This is a genomic window from Microcoleus sp. B3-D7, assembly GCF_036705305.1.
Taxonomy (GTDB): domain Bacteria; phylum Cyanobacteriota; class Cyanobacteriia; order Cyanobacteriales; family Microcoleaceae; genus Microcoleus.
Genome location: NZ_JAUBUE010000004.1, coordinates 92127 through 116426 on the forward strand (window position 1 = coordinate 92127; position 24300 = coordinate 116426).

At 44.8% G+C, this 24300-nt stretch carries 14 protein-coding genes; 3 read left to right on the forward strand and 11 right to left on the reverse strand.

Annotated features, from left to right (window positions below):
• Positions 1 to 486: 486 nt before the first annotated feature.
• The gene (locus QUB25_RS04960; RefSeq protein ID WP_333182220.1) at positions 487 to 1590 is read right to left on the reverse strand and encodes a site-2 protease family protein; all 1104 of its coding nucleotides are present in this window, start codon (positions 1588 to 1590) and stop codon (positions 487 to 489) included.
• A 515-nt stretch (positions 1591 to 2105) separates the two neighbouring features.
• Between QUB25_RS04960 and QUB25_RS04965 the strand changes: the two genes are divergently transcribed.
• Entirely contained in the window at positions 2106 to 3179 is a 1074-nt protein-coding gene (locus tag QUB25_RS04965; protein ID WP_333182221.1) for a DUF3616 domain-containing protein, read from the forward strand.
• 80 nt (positions 3180 to 3259) lie between these two features.
• On the opposite strand, the gene QUB25_RS04970 is transcribed toward QUB25_RS04965, so the two are convergent.
• The 8 genes from QUB25_RS04970 to QUB25_RS05005 all read right to left on the reverse strand — a co-directional run bounded on the left by QUB25_RS04970 (position 3260) and on the right by QUB25_RS05005 (position 17186).
• Positions 3260 to 4897 carry an AAA family ATPase gene (locus tag QUB25_RS04970; RefSeq protein ID WP_333182222.1) on the reverse strand — a complete coding sequence of 546 codons (1638 nt, stop codon included), beginning with the start codon at positions 4895 to 4897 and terminating at the stop codon, positions 3260 to 3262.
• A gap of 188 nt (positions 4898 to 5085) precedes the next feature.
• Positions 5086 to 5370, reverse strand: a complete 285-nt coding sequence (locus QUB25_RS04975) for a DUF2470 domain-containing protein (protein WP_333179554.1) — start codon at positions 5368 to 5370, stop codon at positions 5086 to 5088.
• Between the two features lie 698 nt (positions 5371 to 6068).
• The gene (locus tag QUB25_RS04980) at positions 6069 to 8231 is read right to left on the reverse strand and encodes a flotillin family protein (protein WP_333182223.1); all 2163 of its coding nucleotides are present in this window, start codon (positions 8229 to 8231) and stop codon (positions 6069 to 6071) included.
• Between the two features lie 142 nt (positions 8232 to 8373).
• The gene (locus QUB25_RS04985) at positions 8374 to 9003 is read right to left on the reverse strand and encodes a response regulator transcription factor (protein ID WP_333182309.1); all 630 of its coding nucleotides are present in this window, start codon (positions 9001 to 9003) and stop codon (positions 8374 to 8376) included.
• An 85-nt stretch (positions 9004 to 9088) separates the two neighbouring features.
• Entirely contained in the window at positions 9089 to 10120 is a 1032-nt protein-coding gene (locus tag QUB25_RS04990; protein ID WP_333182224.1) for a response regulator, read from the reverse strand.
• The gene (locus QUB25_RS04995) at positions 10117 to 16527 is read right to left on the reverse strand and encodes an AAA family ATPase (protein WP_333182225.1); all 6411 of its coding nucleotides are present in this window, start codon (positions 16525 to 16527) and stop codon (positions 10117 to 10119) included. The genes QUB25_RS04990 and QUB25_RS04995 overlap by 4 nt, the downstream gene beginning before the upstream one ends.
• A 96-nt stretch (positions 16528 to 16623) precedes the next feature.
• Entirely contained in the window at positions 16624 to 16800 is a 177-nt protein-coding gene (locus QUB25_RS05000) for a hypothetical protein (protein ID WP_333182226.1), read from the reverse strand.
• Between the two features lie 11 nt (positions 16801 to 16811).
• Positions 16812 to 17186 carry a CVNH domain-containing protein gene (locus tag QUB25_RS05005; RefSeq protein WP_445251930.1) on the reverse strand — a complete coding sequence of 125 codons (375 nt, stop codon included), beginning with the start codon at positions 17184 to 17186 and terminating at the stop codon, positions 16812 to 16814.
• Between the two features lie 480 nt (positions 17187 to 17666).
• Here QUB25_RS05005 and QUB25_RS05010 point away from each other — a divergent pair, with 480 nt between their 5' ends.
• Positions 17667 to 17894, forward strand: a complete 228-nt coding sequence (locus QUB25_RS05010; RefSeq protein WP_333040262.1) for a hypothetical protein — start codon at positions 17667 to 17669, stop codon at positions 17892 to 17894.
• Positions 17895 to 17970: 76 nt separating this feature from the next.
• On the forward strand, positions 17971 to 18189 hold the full coding sequence (locus tag QUB25_RS05015; protein WP_333182228.1) for a hypothetical protein: 219 nt from the start codon (positions 17971 to 17973) through the stop codon (positions 18187 to 18189).
• Positions 18190 to 18741: 552 nt separating this feature from the next.
• Here QUB25_RS05015 and QUB25_RS05020 read toward each other — a convergent pair.
• Complete coding sequence (locus QUB25_RS05020; RefSeq protein ID WP_333182229.1) at positions 18742 to 21696, reverse strand: NHLP bacteriocin export ABC transporter permease/ATPase subunit; 2955 nt, start codon at positions 21694 to 21696, stop codon at positions 18742 to 18744.
• A gap of 265 nt (positions 21697 to 21961) precedes the next feature.
• Entirely contained in the window at positions 21962 to 24172 is a 2211-nt protein-coding gene (locus QUB25_RS05025) for an NHLP family bacteriocin export ABC transporter peptidase/permease/ATPase subunit (protein WP_333182230.1), read from the reverse strand.
• Between the last annotated feature and the right edge of the window lie 128 nt (positions 24173 to 24300).

Sequence of the window (24300 nt, forward strand, 5' to 3'; positions counted from 1 at the left end):
TAGAAGGAGGGTCAAAAAAATGAAAATTGCGCGAATTATTTGTTGGCGGCTTGATTCGACTTTACGCCTGACGATGAAGCGTGGACTTGATATCATTCCGGCGCCCCGGATTTGATATTATCTATAAAGTTGTTGTGGGGAGCATCTCGGCAGAGATGCTCCCCGAACAGTTATTGTAGCTGCTGCCCCAATAGTCATGAGATAGCATAAAATCCTCGCTCAAAGGTCAATACACTCTGATAATTATCATGCTTGATATCAAATCCGTTAGCATCGGAATAGTAAATTCGAGTTGACTGTTGACTGTTGACTGTGAACAGTCAACAGTCAACATCATAAGGAGTGTAACCGGAAATGATATGATTGGCTGCTAATAATTGAGTGTTTGACTTGACTTTTTTGAAGCTAGAGTTAACCCCCCCGATCGCCCTTTTGGTAAGGAGAAATCGAGGGGGTTAACTATTATTTGTCAAGTATCTGAGGATATCAAGCAGGGTTCGCTTCGGCTCGTCTTTGTAGCAGGCGGGCAATTTCAGCTTTTTCTACAAGTCCGACGAGGACACCGTTTTCGCGAATGACGGGGAGTTCTTGTACTTTTAGCTGTTCCAGAAGGGTGACGACTTCGAGGAGGGATAATTCTGGTTTGACGGTGGTGGAAAATTCGATCGGCTTCAGGAGTTCTTTCACTAAAACTTGGGGCCAAGTTCCGGTAGGAATGGTTTTGAGGTCGTCTAGGTCGATCGCACCTACCAATTGTCCGGCATCATCTGTTGCCAGGAACCTGCGCCAGGTTTGAGTGCTACCGATCACGTAGTTGTTGGCAAATTCTCTGAGGGACAAGTCTTGGGAGACGATCGGACTTTCGGGGGTCACAGCATCTGCGGCTGTCAGGCCTGCCAGTTGATTTTGGACTGTGGCATATTGGGCAGATTGACCGGCATTTTGCAGTAAGAACCAACCGATTACTAGATTCCAGATATTGCCGAATACGCCTGTAGCAATGGCAATCCAACCAATTATTTGACCGACGCGGCTAGCAAAAATTACACCTTTGTAAGGGTTGCCGGTAATTTTCCAGACGATCGCTTTGAGGATGTTGCCGCCGTCGAGGGGCAAACCGGGAATTAAGTTAAATAAGGCTAGAACTAAGTTGATGGAAGCTAAAAGTCCGACGATGGCGGCGGCGGGGCCTGTGAGACCAGCACCAATGCCGATCGCTGTTAACAAACCGGATAACAATAAGCTGACCAACGGGCCTGCAATGGCTACCCAAAATGCTTCGGCTGGGGTTTTAGATTCTCTTTCCAAATTAGCCAGTCCGCCAAACAGAAATAGCGAAATTGATTTCACGCCAATTCCCTGTTTAATGGCTACCCAACTGTGTCCTAATTCGTGGGCTAAAACGGAAGCAAATAACAGTAACGCTGTTAATAATCCCAGCATCCAGGGCGCTACGGGGCCCAATGTGGGAAACAGGGCAGCTAGTGCGCCGCCGTACTGCCAGGTTACTAAACCCAGAACTAAAAACCAAGATGCGTTGACAAAGAAGGGAATCCCAAACAGGTTGCCGACGCGAAATGTACCGTTCATAATGGCTACCTCTGATTTTACGAATGAGAGGTTTTTCTCTCTGTCTCCTTATCGTAACGAAACGTAACGGCGATGTTAATGCTTCAATTAGGGTGTTATCCGTCTGTGGAGGTTCGGTTTGCGGAATAATCACCGCCGACTGCGGTTTGGCCCGCTAGGGGTTAAAAATCCTTATCTCAAAACGGAAGTTTTCGCTATGAGGCTTGAGGAGGATATTTGTTTTAGTTTTCTGTTTTAATTTTCAATGGGTTTTAACTCACATCTTGCACCTCTGTCATGAACAGGCAAGATGCCTGTTCCACAACAGATGAATTTTCTTTCTTGTGGGCCGTTGCTCCTAGCCCGCCCATAAAAGCCTTATTGAGAATCGGGCAAGAGCTCACTTTTAACCGAATGCAAGCTTTGAGAGGGGGAATTAATCCCCCGGCTGACTATTACAACTGTGGCAAGATATCAGTTTCAAGCAACTTTAGCTATAATGACTTACCCTAAGAATAGTTTTAGTGCTAATAATTATGCCAGAATCTTTTTTGCTCGGTCGGCTGCTGTTGCAATTCAACAGCGAAGCCGCTGATATTATTACAGACTTATCCGCTGTTGCTGTAACTCCCGATGGTCATTTGTGGCTGGGTTCCGATGAAACGGCTTCGATCGAGCGTTTGTCGCCTGTGGCGCCTCATATTTTTGGAGAACATAAAAGATTTGCGATCGCAGATTTTATCGCTCTATCTGGACAATCCGAAATCGATATTGAAGGAATTGATTTCAGCAGCGATTATCTTTGGCTGGTCGGTTCTCACAGCACAAAACGCAACAAAGCTAAAGGCCAAAACGCAGACAAAGACCTTAAAAAATTAGCAGAAATCGAGACAGATGTCAACCGTTATTTGCTGGCGCGCATTCCTATGAAAGACGGGATTTTGTGCGAGTCAATTTCCCATTCAGACAATCAAAGGGAACAGAAAGTGGGATGCCTTCAGCGGACAGAAACGGGCAATTTGCTGACAGACGCGCTCAAAGATGACAGCCACCTGGGTCTATATTTATCTGTGCCGATTCCGAGTAAAGAAAATGGCTTTGATATTGAAGGGTTGGCGGTGCGCGGAAATCGGATTTTTATTGGTTTGCGGGGACCTGTACTGCGGGGTTGGGCAATTATTTTAGAAATAGAAGTTGAAGAGGCAGAACCGGGAGTTTTAAAACTTAAGGAAATTGGGAAAGGAGGGAAATTGTACAACAAACATTTTGTTGATTTGAACGGTTTGGGCGTGCGAGAATTGTGCTGGAACGGGAAAGATTTAATTGTTTTAGCCGGGCCGACGATGACTTTATCTGGGGCGACGAGGGTTTTTCGGTTAAAGGGAATTTTAGGGCGATCGGGCGATAGTATTACGGGGCAAGATGGGGAAGATTTGGAGGTATTGTTTGACTTGCCTTTTAAAGTGGGTACGGACAATGCTGAAGGGTTGAGCCTGTTTCCCTATTTGGGGGAGCAGAATTCGCTGTTAGTGGTTTACGATTCGCCGGATGCGGAGAGAATGGTTGAGCAAAATGGTATTCTGGCGGATATTTTTAGGTTGAATTTGTAGTGAGGAATTTAGTCTGAGCAAGTTTTGGTGAATCAGGAATAAGGACTGAAGTCCTGACTACAAACAGATGCCAAATTAAGTTAATTGTCGATCGCATCCCTCCGCCGCTGGCTGTAGCGTTTCAATTCATCAATTAAGTGAGTATCGTTAGAAGCTGTTCTCGCGCCAGCTTCCGCCGCCCAGCGCTTCAAATCTTCAATTTGCGATCGCGCGATCGCAGCTAAAGGTACTGTATCCTCGATCGACCTCAAAATATCCTCGGTCATCAAATCCCGGCGCTGTCCGTTTACAAAAGTTCCAAAGGCCCGATACAATCCATCTATTACCACTTGCTCAATTTCTGCACCGCTAAAATTTTCAGCGCGTTTGGCCAAAACCGCCAAATCAAACTCGCGCAATCTAGTCGGCCGCAATCGCTGCAAGTGCACTTTAAAAATATCTTGCCGTTCCGATTCAGAGGGCAAATTCAAAAAGAAAATTTCATCAAACCTGCCCTTTCTCAGCAACTCTGCCGGCAAAATCCTGACGTTATTTGCAGTTGCGACGATAAACACCGGACTGGTTTTTTCCTGCATCCAAGTAATCAAACTGCCGAATACCCGGCGCGAAGTTCCCGAGTCGCCGTCGCTGCCGCTGATAATGTTGCCAAAGGCTTTATCTATTTCATCAATCCACAAAACGCAAGGTGCGATCGCCTCTGCTAATTGTATCATTTGCCTGACGCGGCTTTCGCTTTCTCCGACCACGCCGCCAAACAATCTCCCAGTATCCAACCGCAACAGCGGCAAACGCCATTCTGAGGCTATTGTTTTCGCAGATAAAGATTTGCCTGTGCCTTGAATTCCTACTAACAAAACTCCTTTCGGATTGGGTATACCGTAGCGACGCGCTTCGTCAGTAAAAGCATCTTGCCGCATTTTTACCCACTGTTTCAAATTCTCCAAGCCGCCCACACTTTTTAGGGATTCTCGGGAGTTGAAAAACTCCAAAATGCCCGTTTGGCGAATTGCTTGCTGTTTTTCCTCCAAAACTCCGTCAATATCTGACTCGTTAATTTGCTGTTTGGCGGCCAAAGCTTTAGCCAAAACCCGCCCGATTCTAGCGCGGCTCAAACCCTGACAAGCTTTAACCAACTGTTCCCTTGCTAAACCGCTAACTTGCAACTGTTGCGGCTTTTCCACAACGTGGGAAATTAAACTGTCGATTTCTTGCACGTTGGGCAAAGGAAAATCAATTACTGTTACTTCTTCTTTCAATTCTTCGGGCAATTCCAGGGTGTGAGAAGTAAGAACTATAGTTTTTTTGCTGCGCTTCAATTCCCGCGTTAAATTCCGCAATTCTCGCACTACCGGGGCGCTTTTTTCGCTGTAGGGATATTTCAAAGTTGGGTGCAAATCCCGCAGTACAAATATGGTATATTCTTCAACAGCAGTTTTGCTGACGCGATCGAGCGCCGCCATTACCGAACCTTTCCCTGAACCGTTATCCTCCCAGCCGCGCACGAGATCCCAGAACAACACCCGGCGCGCGGGAGTTACTTGCAGCGCTACTTGGGCAATTACGGCTTCGACCGGTTCCTCCTCCGCGCCGACAATGTACAGCAGCGAATAGCGGGCGCGAATCATCAAATCTATTCGCTTTACCAGGGCGTCGAAGTGGTTATTTTTACTGCCCTTGACAACATCTAATGCTTTAGGGTTTGGGTAATTTTCTGTCATTTTATTTGATATTTTAGATGTTAATTCAACTTTATTAAATATTTTGTTGGCAGTGAGGAATTTAGTCCTTAAAATGATTTCACCCAACTAACTGTTTTGAGTAAGGACTTTACTCCTTAACCACCATTTAACGGGACTAAATTCCGTAATGCAAACGTTAAAATTATAACAGAATAGTACGCAATTGACTACTTAGCAACTTTTCGAGCTTGTTTCACCATTTCAATGAGAGTGTGGTGAGCATCTTCGGCGTCTTTTAAAGTGCGATCGAAATTTACTCTAACAGGCACTGTTTCGTCATTTACTTTAGCGGTTAAATCCATGCCGTTGGCATCAATAGCGAGCATTTGAGCTTCCGTTGCCTGCGGTTGGTCGCCAAATGCTTGAGCATATAGCACGACAGCACTAGCGTGGTCTTCGTTCATGTGAGTGCAGATGCGATCGCTAATCTCAGTGGAAAACTGTTCTGACATGGGGAGATTCCTCAGATGCAATATCGATCGATTGTACTGCGATCGGTACAAAGATTTCAATAGCGATGAATTACCTCAAGAGTTATGAGGGATAAATAAATGAATTATATCCGCGTCTATCGGCGTTCATAGGCGGTTAAACAATTAAATTATTCAACTAAAATGATAATGTCTTACTTTCTTAATATGGCCTAATCACCTGAACAAATCTAGCGCTTATATCGAACTAATCAAAACATTTCTTACCCGACCCATAACTGGTGACGAGGAATTCATTGCAACTCAAAAAGCGCTCGACTCTGTGGGACAAAGGCGAACTGACTCAAGACGAACGCGACTACCTTCACGTACTAGCAACTCTGGTTTATGAGTACGAGCAAACTTGAGAACCCATACCTCACATTTACGGCATCGAACTATTAAAAGCTTTAATAGAAAAATTAACCCTGAGACAAAAAAACCTAGTTCCTGTTTTTAAAACCCAGTCTATTGTCTCAAATCTTCTCCATGAAAAGCATCAGTTTACAACGGAACACATACAAAAAATCTGCAATTTTTTGTATGTGTTCCGGCTGTTTTATTTCCATTGCCTCAAGTTGTTGGTAATGCTGCCTAAAATTGTTTTTAGTAAGGAATTTAGTCCTTATTGACTAAAAGCTTTCAGAAAGGACTTCACTCCTCACTAAAAACTGCAAAGCCTAACTCAAAGATCGATCGTCAAACGGCAATTCATCAAACCGCGAATCAATATCAGCCTCAGAATTCGTAACAGGGGAATTAGCGCGAGATGCCGACGGCTTAACAGAATTCACCTGGGCTACTGATAACTTTGCCGCAGGTTCCGATTTCTGTAGGTTAACTACAGGTAACTCCCCGCCATTTTCTCCATTTTTGCTCGTTTGATTCCACATCATCATTCCCAGCAAACCATCAACCAAACCGCCGCCGCTACCGTTGCCTGTTACCGCAACATCCGGCACAACTCGCACGTTGCGATCGCCTATAATTTGCATTAACTGCAAAGCCGTATAACCGGAACCACCCAAAGCCACAACACCCGCTCGATAAGCTTCAGCTTGAGCATTTCCTTTCACCCGAATCGACTCAGCTTCGCCTTGAGCTTGTTTAACCTGAGAATTCGCTTTCAACTCAGAAATCTTCACGCCTTGTTCGGATTTCACCATCTCTTGTTGAATCTCAGCCAGCGCCGTTTCCCGCACCAATTGTTGCCGCTGAGTTTGTGCTAATTGCTGCACCTCATAAGTCTTGCACTGTTCCTCAGCAATTTTGCGATCTGTTTGAGTTTGCATCAACTCTGCAGGCGGCAAAATATCCCCGATTAAAGTATCAATTGCCTGCACGTCGTAGGTACGCAAAGCTGCTTTGATATACTCGGCGGCTTCGGCTTGCCTGCCGCTTCTTGCCGAGAGAAAATCTAATACAGAATAAGCTTGAGCAGAATTGCGGAAATAATTCCCGATTGTTGGCTGCAAAACGTGATCAACTAAATTCTGCATCGAACCCACGCGGGAGATGACTTTCGGAGCATCCAAAGCGCCGACGTGAATAATCTGAGCTACTTCTAAATCAAAGGCAAAGCCGTCTTGAGAACGGACGGTTAAAGACGAAAGTTTAGAATCGTAACTGTGCCTTTCTGTTTTGCCAGACCAATTCAATACTATATTAGTAGTCGGCACTAACTCTACTTTCAAAATGCGAGTATTCAGCGGATGTTTCCCCGGATAAAGGGGAGTTACCCAAACGCCTTTATTGCCGACATTTACTAAGTTACCGTGAGTGAAAGCAGCGCCGCTCACATCTTCTGAGGTTTTGCCGACATAAGAAATAACCGCGCCGACATAGCCGATCGGGATTTCGGTCATCGGCACTTGTTCCACCCCGACAAACCAAGGATTTAAATTCCAAGAACCGGAAAGCAAAACCTGTTCCTGCAAACCGCGCCGCCCGCCGCCGCTGATAAACTTCTGCGCGTTTTGGAAGTTGTCGTGATTGGGAATAATCGGCCCTGCAATTTCGCCATCTTGGATCGGAACGCCGTCATAAGTTGTCACAACTCCCACTTTATCGGGAGCAATTTTGTACAGTTTCAACTGTTCCGCTGTCATCCCGTGTTTGGGAGCATTAGCTGCTGTAATTACCGTAAATAATGCCGTATTTATCCGATAGCTGCCGCCCGTCAGAATGCCGAGTTGGCGACCTTTTTCTCCACCGCTTTTAAGAAATTTGCGAGCATCTTGAAAATTGTCGCATTCTGTGATTTGGCCGAGGATGCGCTGCGGCGGAATCGACTCGCCGGCGGCGGCGATAATTAAAGCAATTTCACCTTGGGGAACTACAGTCAGAGACTCTTTGCGAACGTTGTACTGCAAAGGCCAATAACCCCAGTGCCAACCGGGGGGCAAAGTATCAGCTTGATATCCAGCTTCTCCGTTTAAGGCAATTAAATCTCCGGGCGGTAAAGACTTGCCGCCGAAGGTAAACTTTTTACTGACAATGCCAACTTCCCGATCGCCAATTACTACCAATCCGCCAAAAAATAGCGGCAGCACCAGAATAATTATCATACCGCCGATCGCGATCGGGATAAATCCCCCCGGATCGAGCTGCATTGTCTGCACGGGAACAGTGCTGCGTAACTGCCCTAGCTGCAAGCTAGAATCAGGTTTTGCGGCTAGCTGAGTCGAGGTTTGATTTGCGGGGGGGATATTGCTAGCTGCTAATACCGGCGAGGGTTTCAAACTGGTTATTGCACTGAGGGCTAAAGACGCCGAAACAGCGGCTGCAAACTGTTTTAAAATGCGGACTTTGACTTGAGACTCGGACAAAAATGAATAAAGCATTTTTTGGATGAGGGCTAATTTGTCCTAGGAGTTCCACCTTAGCCTTACTAAAAAGTTTTTACATAAAACTTAAGGTCTTATTTATCATTATTTGCCGTCATAATAGTCATATTTCTCAGTAAAAAAAATACCTATCATTAAACTACAGGCTGACAATCCCCCGTTTTAATGCGGAAATCGCTGCCTGCGTGCGATCGCTAACTCCCATTTTGCTCAAAATATTGTTGATGTGAAACTTGACGGTGCTTTCGCTGATGTGCAAAACCTCACTAATCTCGCTGTTGCTTTTACCCGCGACTATGAGGCGGATGACTTCTAATTCGCGATCGCTCAATTCAGGGCCACTCAGGCGATCGGCTAACTTAACACCCACTGCCAGCGGAATGTACTTTTTACCCTCAAAAACTGCCCGAATTCCTGCTAAAAGCTCCTCTGGTTCCGCATCCTTCAGCAGATAGCCCTTAGCGCCTGCTTGCAATCCGCGATAGATGTTTTCATCGCCGTCATAAGTCGTCAGCACCACAATCCGGGCGCTGGGAAACTCCGCACAAATCGCAGCAATGGCGGCGACTCCATCCATCACCGGCATCCGCCAATCCATCAGCGTTACATCGGGCTGATGTTGGCGAAACATTGTCACAGCTTCTTCGCCGTTGCTTGCTTGCGCTACAACTTTAATATCTGATTCCTGCTCCAGCAGCGCCACTAAACCTTGCCGCACAATATAATGATCGTCGGCAATTAAAACGCGAATAATATTTGATTGGTTAATCATGTTTACCCTGTTAATTTTATCAAAAAAAACTGAATCTCTCACTACAAACTTACTATGTATGGTGCGAAATGTGCACCTTACTTTACTGGCGATTAACTGAAACTATAACTTCTGTTCCGTTTCCGGGGCTGCTGTTTACAATTAGCTGCGCGTTAATGCGATCGGCGCGTTCTCTCATTCCCAATAAACCAAAGCCATTCCTAAAACCGATACTTTCCGTATCAAATCCCTGTCCGTTGTCTTGCACCCGCAAAAGAAACTTGGATATTTCGTAAACAAACTCAATTTTTATCGCCGTAGCTTGGGCATATTTGAAAGCATTTGTTAATGCTTCCTGCCCGATCCGCAACAGATTATTTTCTACCTCTAATGGTAGGGAATATGCCGTGCCAACCACTTCAAAAATAGTGCGCGTATCCGTATCTGATGACATTTGTTTAGCAATTTGGTTGAGGGCGCTATACAAATCGCCATCTTCTAACAGTTGCGGGCGCAAAGATTCTACGGATCGCCGCGCTTCAGCAAGTCCAGAGCGAGCCAGTTCGCAGACTGTTTTCATGTGTACTTGTGCTTGTTCTGGATTGGCTGATATTACCCGTTCAGCAGCTCCCAAATGTATGATAATGCCTGCAAAAGTTTGCGCTAAAGTGTCGTGAATTTCCCGCGCCATGCGGTTGCGCTCTTCGAGAATATTTTGGTCTATGAGTTGTTTAGACATCCTACTCAGACGCAATTGATTTTCGACGCGAACTAAAACTTCTTGTTGTTGAAAAGGTTTGGTAATGTAGTCTATACCGCCCACAGAAAATGCTTTTACTTTATCAAAGATTTCTTGCAAAGCGCTGATAAAAATTATTGGGATATTTTGAGTTTTCGGAGTAGATTTGAGCTGCTCGCAGACTTCGTAGCCATCCATGTGAGGCATCATAATATCGAGTAAAATTAAGTCTGGTAAGTTGGCATTGATAAAGTTAAGAGCTAATTTCCCACTGGGAGCTAGGTGAACTTTATACCCAGCCGCCGATAGTATCCCGCTTAAAAGTTTTAAGTTCTCAGGACAATCATCAATAACTAAAATACTTTCTTGGAAGGTAAAACAGAGGTTTTTGTTCATGTCTCATCCCTCAATGTGTGTATTAAATTTAGCAACTGTTCGTACTGAAAATTTTTAATGCAAGCTGCGCTTGCCCTAGCTAAGGGCTGATTGATTTCGCGAATTTGACTGATGACTGCTTGCATCTGTTCCACATCGAGGTTGCTAATGGCTTGCTGGAGATTGGCTACTAACTCCGGAGGCAATTCAGAAAAAGCTGTTTTTGTCAATACATTTACTTCATTTTCTGTGAAACTGGGGGCAGCATTTAGTTCTTCAAAAACGAATTGTACCCCGATATGTTTGTGTAGAGCCTCAAATATGTTTGCTTCTCTAAATGGTTTGCGAATAAAATCATCGCACCCGGTAGAAAGAACAATGGCTTTCTCTTCCTCAAAACTACTTGATGTTATGGCAACAATTGCTGTTGATTGACTTTCGATACCCCCGCCGCCGTTAACAAGGGGGGAGCTTGATGATGCTTTGGCTTTAATTTGTTTGGTTGCTTCATACCCATCCATCACCGGCATCCGCATATCCATAAAGATTAAGTGCGGTGAATATTGCTCCCACTTTTCTATTGCTTCTCTCCCATTTTTGGCTTCGTAGACTTCAAAACCGATCGCGGAAAGCAGTTTAACTAGCAATTGGCGGTTGTCAAAAGCGTCGTCTGCAATGAGAATTCGATAGCGGGGTTGATTGGGCGCGATCGCAATAACTCGTCTGGTTGGCTGTTCCCGTTGGCGATCGGCACTTTCAACTGCATTAACTTTAATGTCAAATTTGAAGATTGTACCGCCCCCCGCACGAGAACTGACGGTCATTTCACCTCCCATTAACTGCACAAAAGAACGTGCGATCGTTAAACCTAATCCTGTTCCTTGTTGCGACTCTTCCCCCGTTTTGGTTTGCACAAAAGCTTCAAAAAGCTTGTCTAATTCACTAACATCTATTCCCGCTCCCGTGTCTTCAACCTCAAAGCAGATTTGCTGAGCAAAATCCTGCTTTTTAATTTTTACATAAATGCCGCCTTCTGATGTGAATTTAATCGCGTTAGAAAGCAGGTTAATCAAAATTTGGCGCAATTTAATTTCATCAGTTCGGACATATTGGGGAACGTCTGACATCCGCTCTACTAATAACTGCAATCCCTTATTTTCGGCCGGTAGTTGGAACATATCTTCGATGTCATCCAGCAGACGGTGGAGGTCAAAGTTTGTCTGGTTGAGAGTCGTGCGTCCCGCTTCTATTTTCGACAAATCTAATACTTGATTAATCAGTCCGAGCAAATGTTCTCCGCTGCGGGTGATAATACCGAGGTGTTCTTGCTGTTCCTGCAATAGGTTAGAAGAACGATTCAACAGTTGGGAAAAACCCAGAATTGCATTGAGGGGAGTCCGCAATTCGTGGCTCATATTTGCGAGGAATGTACTTTTAGCTCGGTTGGCTTCTTGTGCGGCGTCTTCGGCTCGTTGTCGCTCGATAATTTCCCGCTGGAGTTCGAGAGTGCGATCGCTCACTTGCTGTTCTAAAGTGTGGTTGTAATCAGCTAAAACTTTTTCTGCTTGTTTGCGATCGGTGATATCTTGAAATGTGGCGATCGCATAATTAATCTTGCCAGTTTCATCCACAATTGGAGTGCTAGAAACCTCTAAAGAAACAATCTTATCAGGTCGGTGGAACTCGATATCATCTACTTTGACAGTTTCACCCGCCAAAGAACGCACGATTGGGATTTGTGCGGTGGGATATAACTCGTTAGTTCCCGCTAGATAAAGTTGACAAGCTTCTGCTAGTTTCTCAGTATTTGCTTCGGGTATTGTAGGAATAGCACTTAGTTGATGTGCTGTCTGATTTGCGTAGGTAATTTGTCCGGTGGTGTCATGCACGGCCACCCCGATCGGCATAGCGTCGATAAATTGAGTCAGTCGGTTTTCGCGTTCCTTGACTTCCGCGTAGAGTTTAGCATTGGTAAGTGCGATCGCCGCTTGTCCCGATAGCAATTGCAAAACTTCCAGGCGATCGGGAGTAAATGCTTCTGTAGTGAGGTTATTTTCGAGATAAACAATAGCAGCCAGTTGACCTTGATTCATCAAAGCGGCACACAAAATAGACTTGGGCTGACGTGCTTTGATGTAAGGGTCATTCGTAAACTTTCCTTCACGAGTGGCATCATTTAACACTAAATTTTCTTTGGTTCGAGCGACATAATTAATAATAGCTTCAGAAAGTTCCTGGCAATTTTCAACTGGTTCAGATTGCCACACTGTTACCTGTTCATCATTCATTACACCTTCAGCTTCAATCAGCAATTTTTCCTGGCTTTCTAAAATTAAATATCCTTTTTGAGCGCCGACATTTTCAATCAAAATTTTCATCAATCTGGAGAGTAATTTATCCTGTACAATTTCCCCAGAAATGGCCTCGGAAGCTTTCATGACTGTAGCGATATCCAAGGAAGAACTAGAAGGGCTGCCCGTAGTTGATGTAGTGGTTGAAATGTTTTTCTTTGTAGGTATATCGAGCGTAAACAATTGCGGATATTGGGTTTCTAAATCTTTAACTTTAGCCACGGCACCCCAGAGTTGATAGCAGTAACGAGCTTCCTGCATATAAGCTTTGGCTATTAATTCTTTCCCCCTAAATAAATAGAACTTGCCTGCGAGTTCGTAAGCGAGGGCGGCTTCGTGGATGTACTCGTTTTCTTTGGCGAGGGAAATTGCGCGATCGTAATAGTCGATCGCTTCTACAACTTGCCCCAAAACTCGCGCTTTTTCAGCTTCAACTAGATAAAATTTATGTAAGTAATTCATGGGAGCGTGATGCGCCCATACCTGCATTTTTTCTTGATTAGCACTAACCCGCTTGAGAGCATTTTCTTTTTCAAAATTTGAATAATCAGCAAATACACTTAAATGCGCTAGAGCATCATAAAAATGGAAGATAGGTATAGCTGCCATTCCCATCACACCATCTAAATATGGTTCTGCAACTACTGCATTTTTAGCAGCTTCATGGGACTTTCCAAACAAATAGCACAATATCAACTTATTTAGATAAAGCAATAAAAGTCCTTGTCTATCGCTCAATTCTAGCTGAAGTGGCTGAAGTGGTAGAAATTTCTCTTCGTTATAAAACTCTCCTATTAGCTGAGTTGGATTGTCAGCCTTACCTAATAAGTTAAAAATAATTTGTAAATACATTGCTAACCAAGTCAAGCAAGTATTGTTTTTTTTATTGATCGGTATTTCATAAAAATAAATTAACTCTTTTCCTAAGTTTTTAAGTTCACATCCTACTGAGTAGGCATTAAAACAATAATCAAAAGTAGAATAACCAATAAAATCTATATTCCCTGTTTCAACAGCGCATAAATAAGCCTCTTTTAAAATTGACAAGCTTCCCTTAAGATGCTTTTTCCAATGCAATATATGATTGCCAAATATATCTAAAACTCCAGCCTTCAGGTATTTGGCATTTAATTTTTCTACTAACCTTAAACCTAATTTTCCATATTTATAGCCCCTTTCAATATCTTGTATAGTTGTACACAATATGACTCCGTAACTTGCGTAAGCAAAACTAGACTTAGGAGCATTGCCAAATTTAATAGATAAATCAATCTGTGTTAACACAAGTGGCACTAATAATTCTGGAATACCTATATAGCCGATCCCTATCATTCCTCCCAGAATCGACATAGCTGCTAGAGATTCTGGATCGGTCATTTTGGGCAGGTTAATTAAGTTGTAAGGTTCCGCTTTTATATATATGTTATTTGGAGATTGTGGCCAAACAACTCCTAGCAAATGTAGCACTTTTAATCCCAGGTTAAACCCTTTTTTAAACTTGCTTTTTCTTATGCAATTTTCAATTTTTAAATCATATATTTGGACTCGATCTAGAACAGTTTTAGCATTTTCTAGGACAAGGTTAGCTAAAGCTTCCATTTGCTCAAAATTCCCCAAACGGTAGGCTACCTGTGCGGCTTCTTGATGTAGTTGCAAGCTGAGGTGGTATTGCAGCAGCCAAGTGTTTTCTGTCAGCAAATTTATCCCTGTTTGCAGATAGTTGAAAGCTGGCTGATAAGCAGTTGATACTTTAGCCTTTTGACCTGCTATTAGGTTTAATTCTGCAAGTTCATCTTTTTCTTGCTGATAAGTAATCAACTCTAAGCCGAAATTTAATTGATTAACAATATCAAATATTTTTTCGTCTCGCTTGTCGATGGGAGTATTTTGCAGCAGCAGTTGTCCTATTTGTTTGTGGACGATCGGCTTATCCTGTTCATCAATCAGGGAACAAGCGGCTTGCTGAATTCTGTCATGAACAAACTTGTATTCTACGGATTGCGTACTGGGGAACTTCCCTGCAATTTCTAATTCCACATCTCCCATATTCCCCAGCAACACGACTAAATTTTCAGCAACGGCTGCGTACAAATCATCCGCCGTTTCTCCCACAGATTTTTCGCAAAGTGAGGCTAATGTTTTCAGATCGAATTGATTGCCAATGCAGGCTGCTATCTTTAACGTTTCCTGCGTCTTCTCTGACTGCTGTTGAATTTTTCCAGCCATCAACTCGACAACATTATCAGTTAATCCCCTCGCTTGAATTTCCTCTAAATCCCATTCCCATCTAAAAGCTTTTAAGTCAAATTGTAATAGCCCTTCCGTATAAAGTGATTTGAAAAATTCATTCATAAAGAAAGGATTACCGCCCGTTTTGAAAAACACTAACTCGCCAAGGGAGTTGACTGTTGCTTCCGGGCAATTCAGGGCATCGCCAATCAGTTGAGTAACCGTGGCTAAGTCTAAAGGGGACAGGGAAATGCGATCGACCTTTGCCCCATTTTTGACAATCTCTTCAATTGTTAGCATTAACGGATGAGCAGCAGAAACTTCGTTATCCCGATAAGCCCCAATTAAAAACAGTCCCGTTGACGAAGCGCCGATCAGCAGTTCCATCAGTTTCAGAGATGCCCCGTCAGCCCACTGCAAATCATCGATAAATATTGTCAGAGGATGTTCGGGTTTAGTAAAAACTTTAATGAAGTTTTGAAACACAAAATTAAAGCGGTTTTCCGCTTCTGTCGCACCCAATTCTGGCGGCGCGGGTTGCTTGCCGATAATTAATTCAATTTCGGGAATTACGTCAATAATGACTTGAGCGTTGATTCCCAATGCGTCTAATAATTTTTCCCGCCATTCTTTAAGTTGCGCTTCGCTTTCTGTTAACAGTTGTTTGGCTAAATCCTGAAAAGCGCTGACAATTGCGCTGTAGGGAATGTTGCGCTGATATTGGTCAAACTTGCCGGATATAAAATAACCCCGCTGTTGAGTAATCGGCTTGTATAATTCTTGCACCAAAGCTGATTTGCCGATACCAGAATATCCCGAAATCAGCATCATTGAACTTGTGGCACAGACATCTTGGCATTGTTGGCTTACTTGTGCAAAAGCTGTCAGTAAGCTATCAATTTCTCGCTCTCTGCCATAAAGTTTTTGTGGAATTTGAAAACGGTTAGAAATATCTTGACTCCCTAGGGTAAAAACTGATATATTGTTATGGCTGTGCAGTTGATTTAAACATTCTTCTAAATCCGCTTTTATTCCGAGCGCACTTTGATAGCGCTCCTCAGCATTTTTCCCCATCAACTTCATCACAATATCGGAAAGAATTTGCGGAATTTCAGGATTCACCTCAGATGGAGATAAGGGCTGTTTAGCGAGATGATTGTGTACCAATTCCAGCACATCGTTAGTGTCAAAAGGCAGTTGGTATGTCAGCAGTTCGTAAAAGGTACCGCCCAGGGAATAAAAATCTGTGCGGTAATCTAAACTTCGATTCATTCTGCCGGTTTGTTCCGGCGACATATAAGCAAGAGTTCCCTCTAAAATGTTGGGATTTTTTATGGTGTAATTCTCCCGCGTCAACTGCGTGGAAATGCCAAAATCGATAATTTTGAGTTCGCCGCTAGCTGGATTGAAGACAATATTTGAAGGGTTAATGTCTTTGTGAATGATGTGGGCGCTGTGAATTTGTTGTAAACTTTCAGTGGTGGCGATCGCAATTCGCAAGAATTCTGCAATACTAAATTTTTGCTGCTGCATCCAAATTTTCAAGGATTCGCCACCAAAATCCTCGACAAACATCACCAGCGTGTTTTGATATTGCTTCAAATCGTAAGCTTTTATACACCCACTCATGTTCAGAGATTGTGTGATTTTATACTCTGTGCGATAGCGGGCGAGTTCTTGGGGTGTGGGATAATTTTCTTTAAGGACTTTGAGGATGACGGGAAGACTGTCGGGTTGTCGGAATGCTCGGTAAACCAGGGAGTTTGCGCTTTCGTAGATGAGCTCTGTGACTTCAACGCCAGGAAAAGTGAGCATATTCAGCCTGCGGTCAACTTTGCAGTCGAACATAGCATAAATTTGCTCCTCACACCAGATGTGCGTGAGCCATCAGTCGATTTTAGATTTTAGATTTTAGATTTTAGATTTGACTCCACATCTGAGATTTTAGATTTTAGAAGCCAAGACAGGCTTCCCAGTCAATACAGCTTGTTCGATAATGTCAGCGGCGCGCTTGACTCCGCCCGATCGCCCGATCGCCTCTTGCATCTCGATCGCCCTTTGTTTATACGAATCTTGGGTTAGGACTTTCACAATTGCCGATCGGACTTTAGGAATGCTCAATCCTCCTATAATTAATACATTAGCTTGCCATCGTTATTATTAATTCCCAGTAATGTGACAGAAGAATGCCGATAATCACCGCTAGATGTGCGGCAATTGGCTGAAATTTGAGCTCCATTAATACCGAAGTCTGTGCAAGTTCGGTTGAACGTACTTGCTTCCCCAATATTGCCTTGTACCAGTTGTCCATTTTTATTATGAACCCCTTGAATGGTAATGGAAGTGCGCTGATTCGTACCATTTTTTTTGTTACAAGTTGCAGATAATTGAGCGCCATTGATTGAAAAATCCGTGCAACTGGTAGCAAAGGTACTTGCTCTTTGAGCATTTGTCGGCTGCTGGAAGATGGAGAGCGATAGTACGATTGAAACAGATAATCCCGACAATTTAATTAAGTTCCTGGTCTTTTTTATGATTTACTATTTTCAGCGTAAGATAATAACCCTAAAATGCTTCTAGCTTTTAGTTTAGTATGAAATTAGCCAAATAGTCAGCTTGCGACTCAGCCTCTGTGAGGGAAAATCCTAAACTTTTGGCTAGGTGTCGCCCTAAAATATAGGCTGTTATTGCTTAGACAAGACTTACGGAGGGATGGAACGCAGGCTTTACTCATTGCACAGAAACGGAGTATTACCAGTCTATAGTTCCGTGGGATATTCGATACCTAGCCCAAAGTTCAGGTAATCTCCTCAACTAAAGGTGAGTTAAATATCTGTTGTTTTTATAGGTTCAAAACTCTACTTTGAGGTAGCTACTTTAGCCAGGGAATTTTCTAAACTAAATTTACGCATAGGCCAGCACTAGCTTAGCTGGAAAAAAACAAATAAGGAGTTACTTCCTTCACCGAAATAAAAAGGAGCAATCAGATGGACAGCACTAATCAGTTTTCCCGAGAACTTGAGCAAGATTCTGCCGTGCAACAGCAACAGTCGCCAGTCAATTCTGTTGCTGAAGAATTGAACGATACGGAATTAGATGCGATCGCAGGCGGTCTTACGTTTTTCGATTGGAGTAAGCTCCAGTGGTACGGTCCGACCGAGAGAATTCCGACCGAGCATTTTGTTAGCCACATAGCGGGTAAAAAGGCTGGATAGGAGGCAACTTTACTAGGAGTTGGTTCGCTCGCTTTTGGAAGCAAATTTCACTAATTATCGAAGGAGAAAACATCTGATGGAAAGTAACAATCGATTTTTGCAAGAAGTACCCTCCGAGTCGTCCGCCATCACAGCATCTGCACCGGACAACTCAACTAATCAAGAATTGAGCGACTTGGAACTCGATGCGATCGCGGGCGGTATGCGTACTATCACAGTCAGCGGGGAAAAGCCATATTTTCGGGGCCCGTCTATGAGCTTAATTGAAGCAATGCAGTCCTATTTCGGGAAATGAGCTGATTGTAACGAGAAGCGATCGCGCTTCTGCTGAGTTTCAACACCCAAGGGGAAAACATCAATGGAAACCCAGTTTCTTAAATAAACTGGGTTTTTATTTACCTCATATCATGTACCTGTGAATCGAGCGTAATTCCTATAGGGGCGGTTTTTATCAACCCTAAGCGACTAAAACTAATAATTTTGTAAACCAGTTTCTGCCTGTCTAGCACGTCTAAATCATTATATAAATATACCAAAAATATGGATGCAATACAGCCAGTATACCTCATGCAGCAAGCCCCGGATATGGGTAACACTACAATATTTAGTGTTGGCTTAGTTATCCTCTGCTTGCTCTTGCTAATTTTGTTGTGGTTGCCGGATTTGCTAACAAAAGAATAACCAGTTCGCCAACGAGTAATGTACGGGATGTAACGGATGTAAATGAGATGTTGCACCATTTTAAATAAGGCTTTTATGAACGGGCAACATGCCCGTTCCACAAGAATTTTACTCTTTGTGAAACGGGCATCTTGCCCGTTATTGAAAATGGTTTTACCTTGAATCCCTACTCTAACTGCCGCGCCACTAATCGAGCAAACAATCCCCCCTGTTTTACCAATTTCTCAAAGGAACCAAATTCTACCAAACGGCCGGCTTCAATTACATAAATGCGATCGGCATTGCGAATCGTACTCAGGCGGTGGGCGATGACAACTCGCGTCACATTCAACTTATCCAAACTCTCAGTAACGATCGCCTGCGTGCGGTTGTCCAAAGCACTCGTAGCTTCATCCATCAGGATAACCTTTGGTTTGACAACCATCGCGCGCGCAATTAACAATCTCTGCCGCTGTCCTCCCGAAAGATTCGTGCCGCCCTCGCTGACAACCGTGTGCATTCCCATCGGCATTTGTTCGATATCAGCCGCTAAACCGGCCATTTGCGCGGCTTCCCAAGCTTCCTCCTGCGTTACCATCGCCCCGCAAGTAATATTGTCAAACATCGAACCAGCATTAATTCTGCCGTTTTGCAGCACTACTCCTAACTGCCGCCGCACAGCTTGAACGTCGAGGCCTGCTAAATCTTGATTGTCGTAATAAACAGTGCCGCTTTGTGCTATTTCAAATCCCAATAACAGCCGAAATAAAGTTGATTTGCCGCTACCAGACGGCCCGACGATCGCGATAAATTCCCCCGGTTGAATATTGATGCTGACATCATCTAAAATTGGGGGGCCGTCCTCCCGGTAGCGGAAAGTTGCCCTATCGACAGTAATTTGACCTTGCAAGCGGCCGGGATCGGCTTTTGTCGGGTCAGATTCCGGGATGCCCTGGACGATCGGTTTTGCTCGCTCCCACAGCGGTACAATTCCTAAAATATCAGTTAAGGTATTGCTCAAATCAGTGACGCCGGAAAGAAAGGTTCCGAAGGCGGAATTAAAAGCCAGAAACGTCCCCATATTCAGTCCGCCGCCTTCTGTTTGAGAGGTTTGCATAAACACAATTGCAAACCAAAACATCAGAATAGAACTGACTAACGGCAGCGCTTCGTTAAATACAGAAACGCTGTCGTCAATTCGTTTAATGCCAGTTCTTAGTTTAATTTGCTGGCTGTACTTTTTCGCCCAAGCTGCAAAGGCTCGCCCTTCGGCGGCAGCTACCCGCAGCTTTGATACTCCGTTAATTAGTTCTACTGTCAGCCCGTTAATGTCGCCTTCTCCTGTTTCCATCTGCCGCTCTTTTGGGATTAAGAGCAAGCTGGATGTGACTGTTACTATAACCGCAATAAGAGTTAAACCAATTCCGACTAAAGCCAGCGGCAGGCTGTAAATAAACATCAGCCCCAAATTCAGCAGGGAAAATATGGCGCTCAAAAGTGTCCGCTGCGTCGCGCCGCTGAGTTGGGCGCGAATTTGATTAACTGCTAATAAGCGAGTCAGCAAGTCGCCAGAAGAATAGCTGCGAAAAAATGCCGGTTTTAATCTCAGCAATCGATCCCAAACTGCCGGCTGGAGAGTGCCGCTGGCAGCATTTTCGATCCGCAGCGTCAGAATTGTTTGGGCCATGCTAAATACAGCCCGTCCGATCGCCGCAACTAACAATACCAGCCCTAACTGCCACAGTAACAAACGATCGCTGTCAGGAATAGCATCATTGACCAAAATTGAGGTAGCTTGCGGTGTCACCATCCCCAGCAGCGTTCCCAATATCCCCAGCCCGAAAGCAACGATGATGTCTTTTTCGTAGCCCTTCGTCCCGAAGCGAAACAGTTCCGCAGCGTTGCGAACTAATAGCGGCAGGGGTCGGTAAAACATGAGAGTTTCTGGCGACAACTGTTGGGCTACTGCTTTAGTTACCCGTTGGCGGCTGCGGTCGATCGGATCGAACAAAGTATAACGCTCACCCTTACCGGGCAACAAAGCTACAGGTCGATTGTCGGACTTTGTATAAGCCAACAGCGGGCCGCAGTTTTGCCGCCACCAATCTCCAACCAACAACACCCGGCGGGTGCGAAATTGGGACGATCGCGCGATCGCCTCCATCGGATCTTTAACTCGGCTGAAATCTTCGGAACCCGCCGGGGGATTGACTGTTATCCCTTGTGCCTTACCTACAGCCCCAGCAGCGATTAACAGCGGCGTTCCTTCCTCAGACACCTCAGTTTTCCGGGGATGCAGCACCTCGGTTAACTCTCCCAAAGCTGTCTGAGTCACTTGGCGGTTTAGCTGTTCGCGTTCCTGAAAGCGCCGGAATTCCTCTGCTTTTTGCTGGGAAACCAGCAAGTTCAAGCAGCAGCAGAAATACTCGTGCAGCAAAGCTAAACTCGGGCGCAGCCAGTCGGCATTTTCCACCTCTGCTGTTGAGAAAATTTGCACCTCAACTTCCCCGGATGCCACCAGCAGCATATTCCCAGCCAGGGGAAACGCTGGGGAAGCGCAATTTAACTTCAATTCCCCGACACTCGCATCGCCCGACGAGACGCGTACCCAGACAACAGTTCCCGGGGGCGATCGCAGCATTTGACCTTTTTGCAGCGATATCTGCTGCGAGGCTGCTACAACGGCAGTTTCCGCAACTTTTTCATCGGGGGCGTGAAGCGGATCTATCCCGTAGGGAATCGCCCGTTCTCCCAAATGCTGTATCCACCCTTCCACAAGCGATCGCGTTTTGCTGTCACCAGCAGCCACTAAAGCGCCATAATCTGCGATCGCGATCGATTCCAGTTCCGTTTCGGCGATCGCGATCGCCAGAAGTCCCCAGCCAGGTTGTGAATTTTCTCCCCCCCCTTCTCCTTCTCCCCCCCGAAGCTTGGAGGGGGTAGCTGGGCCGAACAAAGCCTCGCCTGCACCGACGCCGAACAGATAATAGCGGTTTCCGACAGGCTTCTCACTTTGTATCTTGGCTGCAAAAACTGCGATCGCGCCCGACTTAACAATCCATACCTGATGCGGGTCATTCAGCAGCAGCGGTTCATTTCCTTTAATTCGGTGCAGTTTTTTAACAGGATTTAGATCGAGCATAGCTAGTAATTGCCGATTAGTAATATCAAGTCGGGCAGGGGTGTAAAGCCCTGCGTCAAAGAAGACAGTCCGATCGATGCGATCGGGCTAATCCACAGATCCGCTGGGGATTAAAATCCCCGTCTCATAGCTAAAGTCGGTTAAAACCGACTGAATAGCCAAATCAAACCATCATTCATTTCAGTCCTCTTCAGAGGACTTTAGCTATTAGACAGGGAATTCATTCCCTGGCGGACTGTCGGGTTGGCTACTGTATTTCTGCTGTTTATTGTTCGTTCCCAACCAAAAGAGCATAAGCTCCTCCCAGCTTTTGCAACTCCTCATGAGTGCCTCTCTGAACTACTTTTCCACCTGCTAGCATAATAATTTCATCGCAATCTCGAATCGTGCTCAAACGATGAGCAACCACAATACAAGAAGTACCGCGACGCCTCAAATTGCGATCGATAATTAACTCTGTTTCAGCATCCAAAGCACTCGTTGCTTCATCCAACACCAACACCGCCGGATTTCTCACTAACGCCCTGGCAATTTCCAAGCGCTGCCGCTGTCCGCCGCTCATATTTGTCCCCCCTTCATTGAGTTGAGCATCGTATCCTCCCGGCATATTCAAGATAAGTTCGTGAATTGCCGCATCAATGCACGCTTGCACTAAATCTGATTCCGGTACTGTCGGGTCCCAAAGCGTCAGATTTTCCCGAACAGTGCCGGCAAATAGAAATATCTCTTGTTCGACCATTGCCAGCGAATTTGCTAGGATAGAACGGGGAATCAAATTGCGAGGAACCCCGTCAAATAAAATTTCGCCATTCATTGGTTCGTAAAGCCCGGTCACAAGTTTGGCAATAGTAGATTTGCCCGAACCGCTTCCCCCGACTAACGCTACCCGCTGACCCGGTTTTACGGTTAAGTTCAAGTTTTCAATTAGCGGCGCTTCCAAGCGGCTGTAGCCAAAACTGACACCGCGCAATTCAATGTTTCCTTGCAGGTGAAAAGCATCTGGTGCTATGGCGCTGCGGCTGTTTCCACTATTAAAAGAATCGCGGTCTGCTTCTGGATCTACAGGGTTTTGCAGAACGTCATCAAGTCGGCTTAAATCTGCTTCTAATTCTTGCAGAGTGCTGCCAAAATTGACTAGATTGTTGACTGGTCGCAGGAATTGTTGAGTGAGACTTTGATAGGCAATTAACATCCCGATACTCAAACCGCCGTTCATCACCCGCAAGCCCCCGACAACTAAAATAGCAGTTGCAGCTAATGCCGTTAAAAATGCTGGTAATATTGACAATATTTGAGTGGGCAAAGCCAATTCTTGCTGGGCGTTGCTCATTTTGGCATAGTACCCGGCAAACTTAGAAAATAAATCGAATTCTAAACCGCTAGCTTTGACAGTTTCAATAGATTGAATGCCTGCGATCGCAGCACCGCCAACCTTACCTGTTTCCTGAGCTAATCTGGTGTTAGCATCGACGCGGCTGCGGGATAAAGATTGCAGTGCCAAAAAGTTTAAGGCTGCAAAAACAGCAGCAACACTCGTCAGCACCCAGTCGTACATAACCATAATTATTGCATAGAAAACCATCATCACCGCATCGATCGCAGTTGCAGCAAGTTTCCCCGATAAAATTTCAGCAACCTTGTCATTAACTTGGCAGCGACTGCTAATTTCACCTGCAAACCGCTGGGCGTAAAATCCCACAGGCAAGCGCAAAGTATGCCAGACAAACTGTCCCGACATCGAAATCGCAAGCTTGTTTGCCAGCCGCCGCAAATAGAAAAGCCGCATCCGCGCTAGCAGCCCTTGAACGGCCGCAGCCAACAGCATTCCCAGTATTAAAGGCCGCAGCCACTCGTGACGGTTTTCTACTAGAATTTCATCCACAAAAATTTGGGTAAATGCCGCGCCAGCCAAACGGGGAACAGTCAGTAATAAACCAGCAATTAAACAAAATGCGATCGCCCAGCGGGAACTTTGCAATCGGGAATCTAAAGCACTGGCAATACTCGGTTTTTTCCCGCCCTTTTTAAACTCCGGCCCAGGCTCAAAAGTCAAAACAACGCCAGTATAAGCAGACTTAAATTCGTCTAAAGAAACAGTCCTCGGCCCCGATGCGGGGTCGTTGAGGTAAACGCACTTTTTCTTCATCCCCTCAACCACCAAAAAGTGATTGAAATTCCAAAACACAATAAAAGGCGGCGGTACAGCTTTCAACTCTTCAACAGTTTTTGTAAACCCTTTAGCATCTAAGCCGTAAATTCGGGCTGCTTTCAGGATATTAGAAGCTTTACTGCCATCGCGAGAAACGCCGCACTCGCTCCGCAATTGAGCTAAAGGTACTGGGTGTTCCCAGTAACTCAAAATAATTCCTAAAGCAGCAGCACCGCATTCTACTGCTTCCATTTGCAGCAGGGTTGGAGTACGAACTCGCCTTAATTTTCGCGGCGTAAAAAACTTGTGAATCCAGAGTATTTTCATGGGTTAGTAAGGCTAAAATCCATCATAAATATGGCTTGTATTCCAGTCTATATCCCCCTAATTTCCCCTTAACAAAAGGGACTTTGACTGCTCTTGTCCCCCCCTTATTAAGGGGGGTTAGGGGGGAT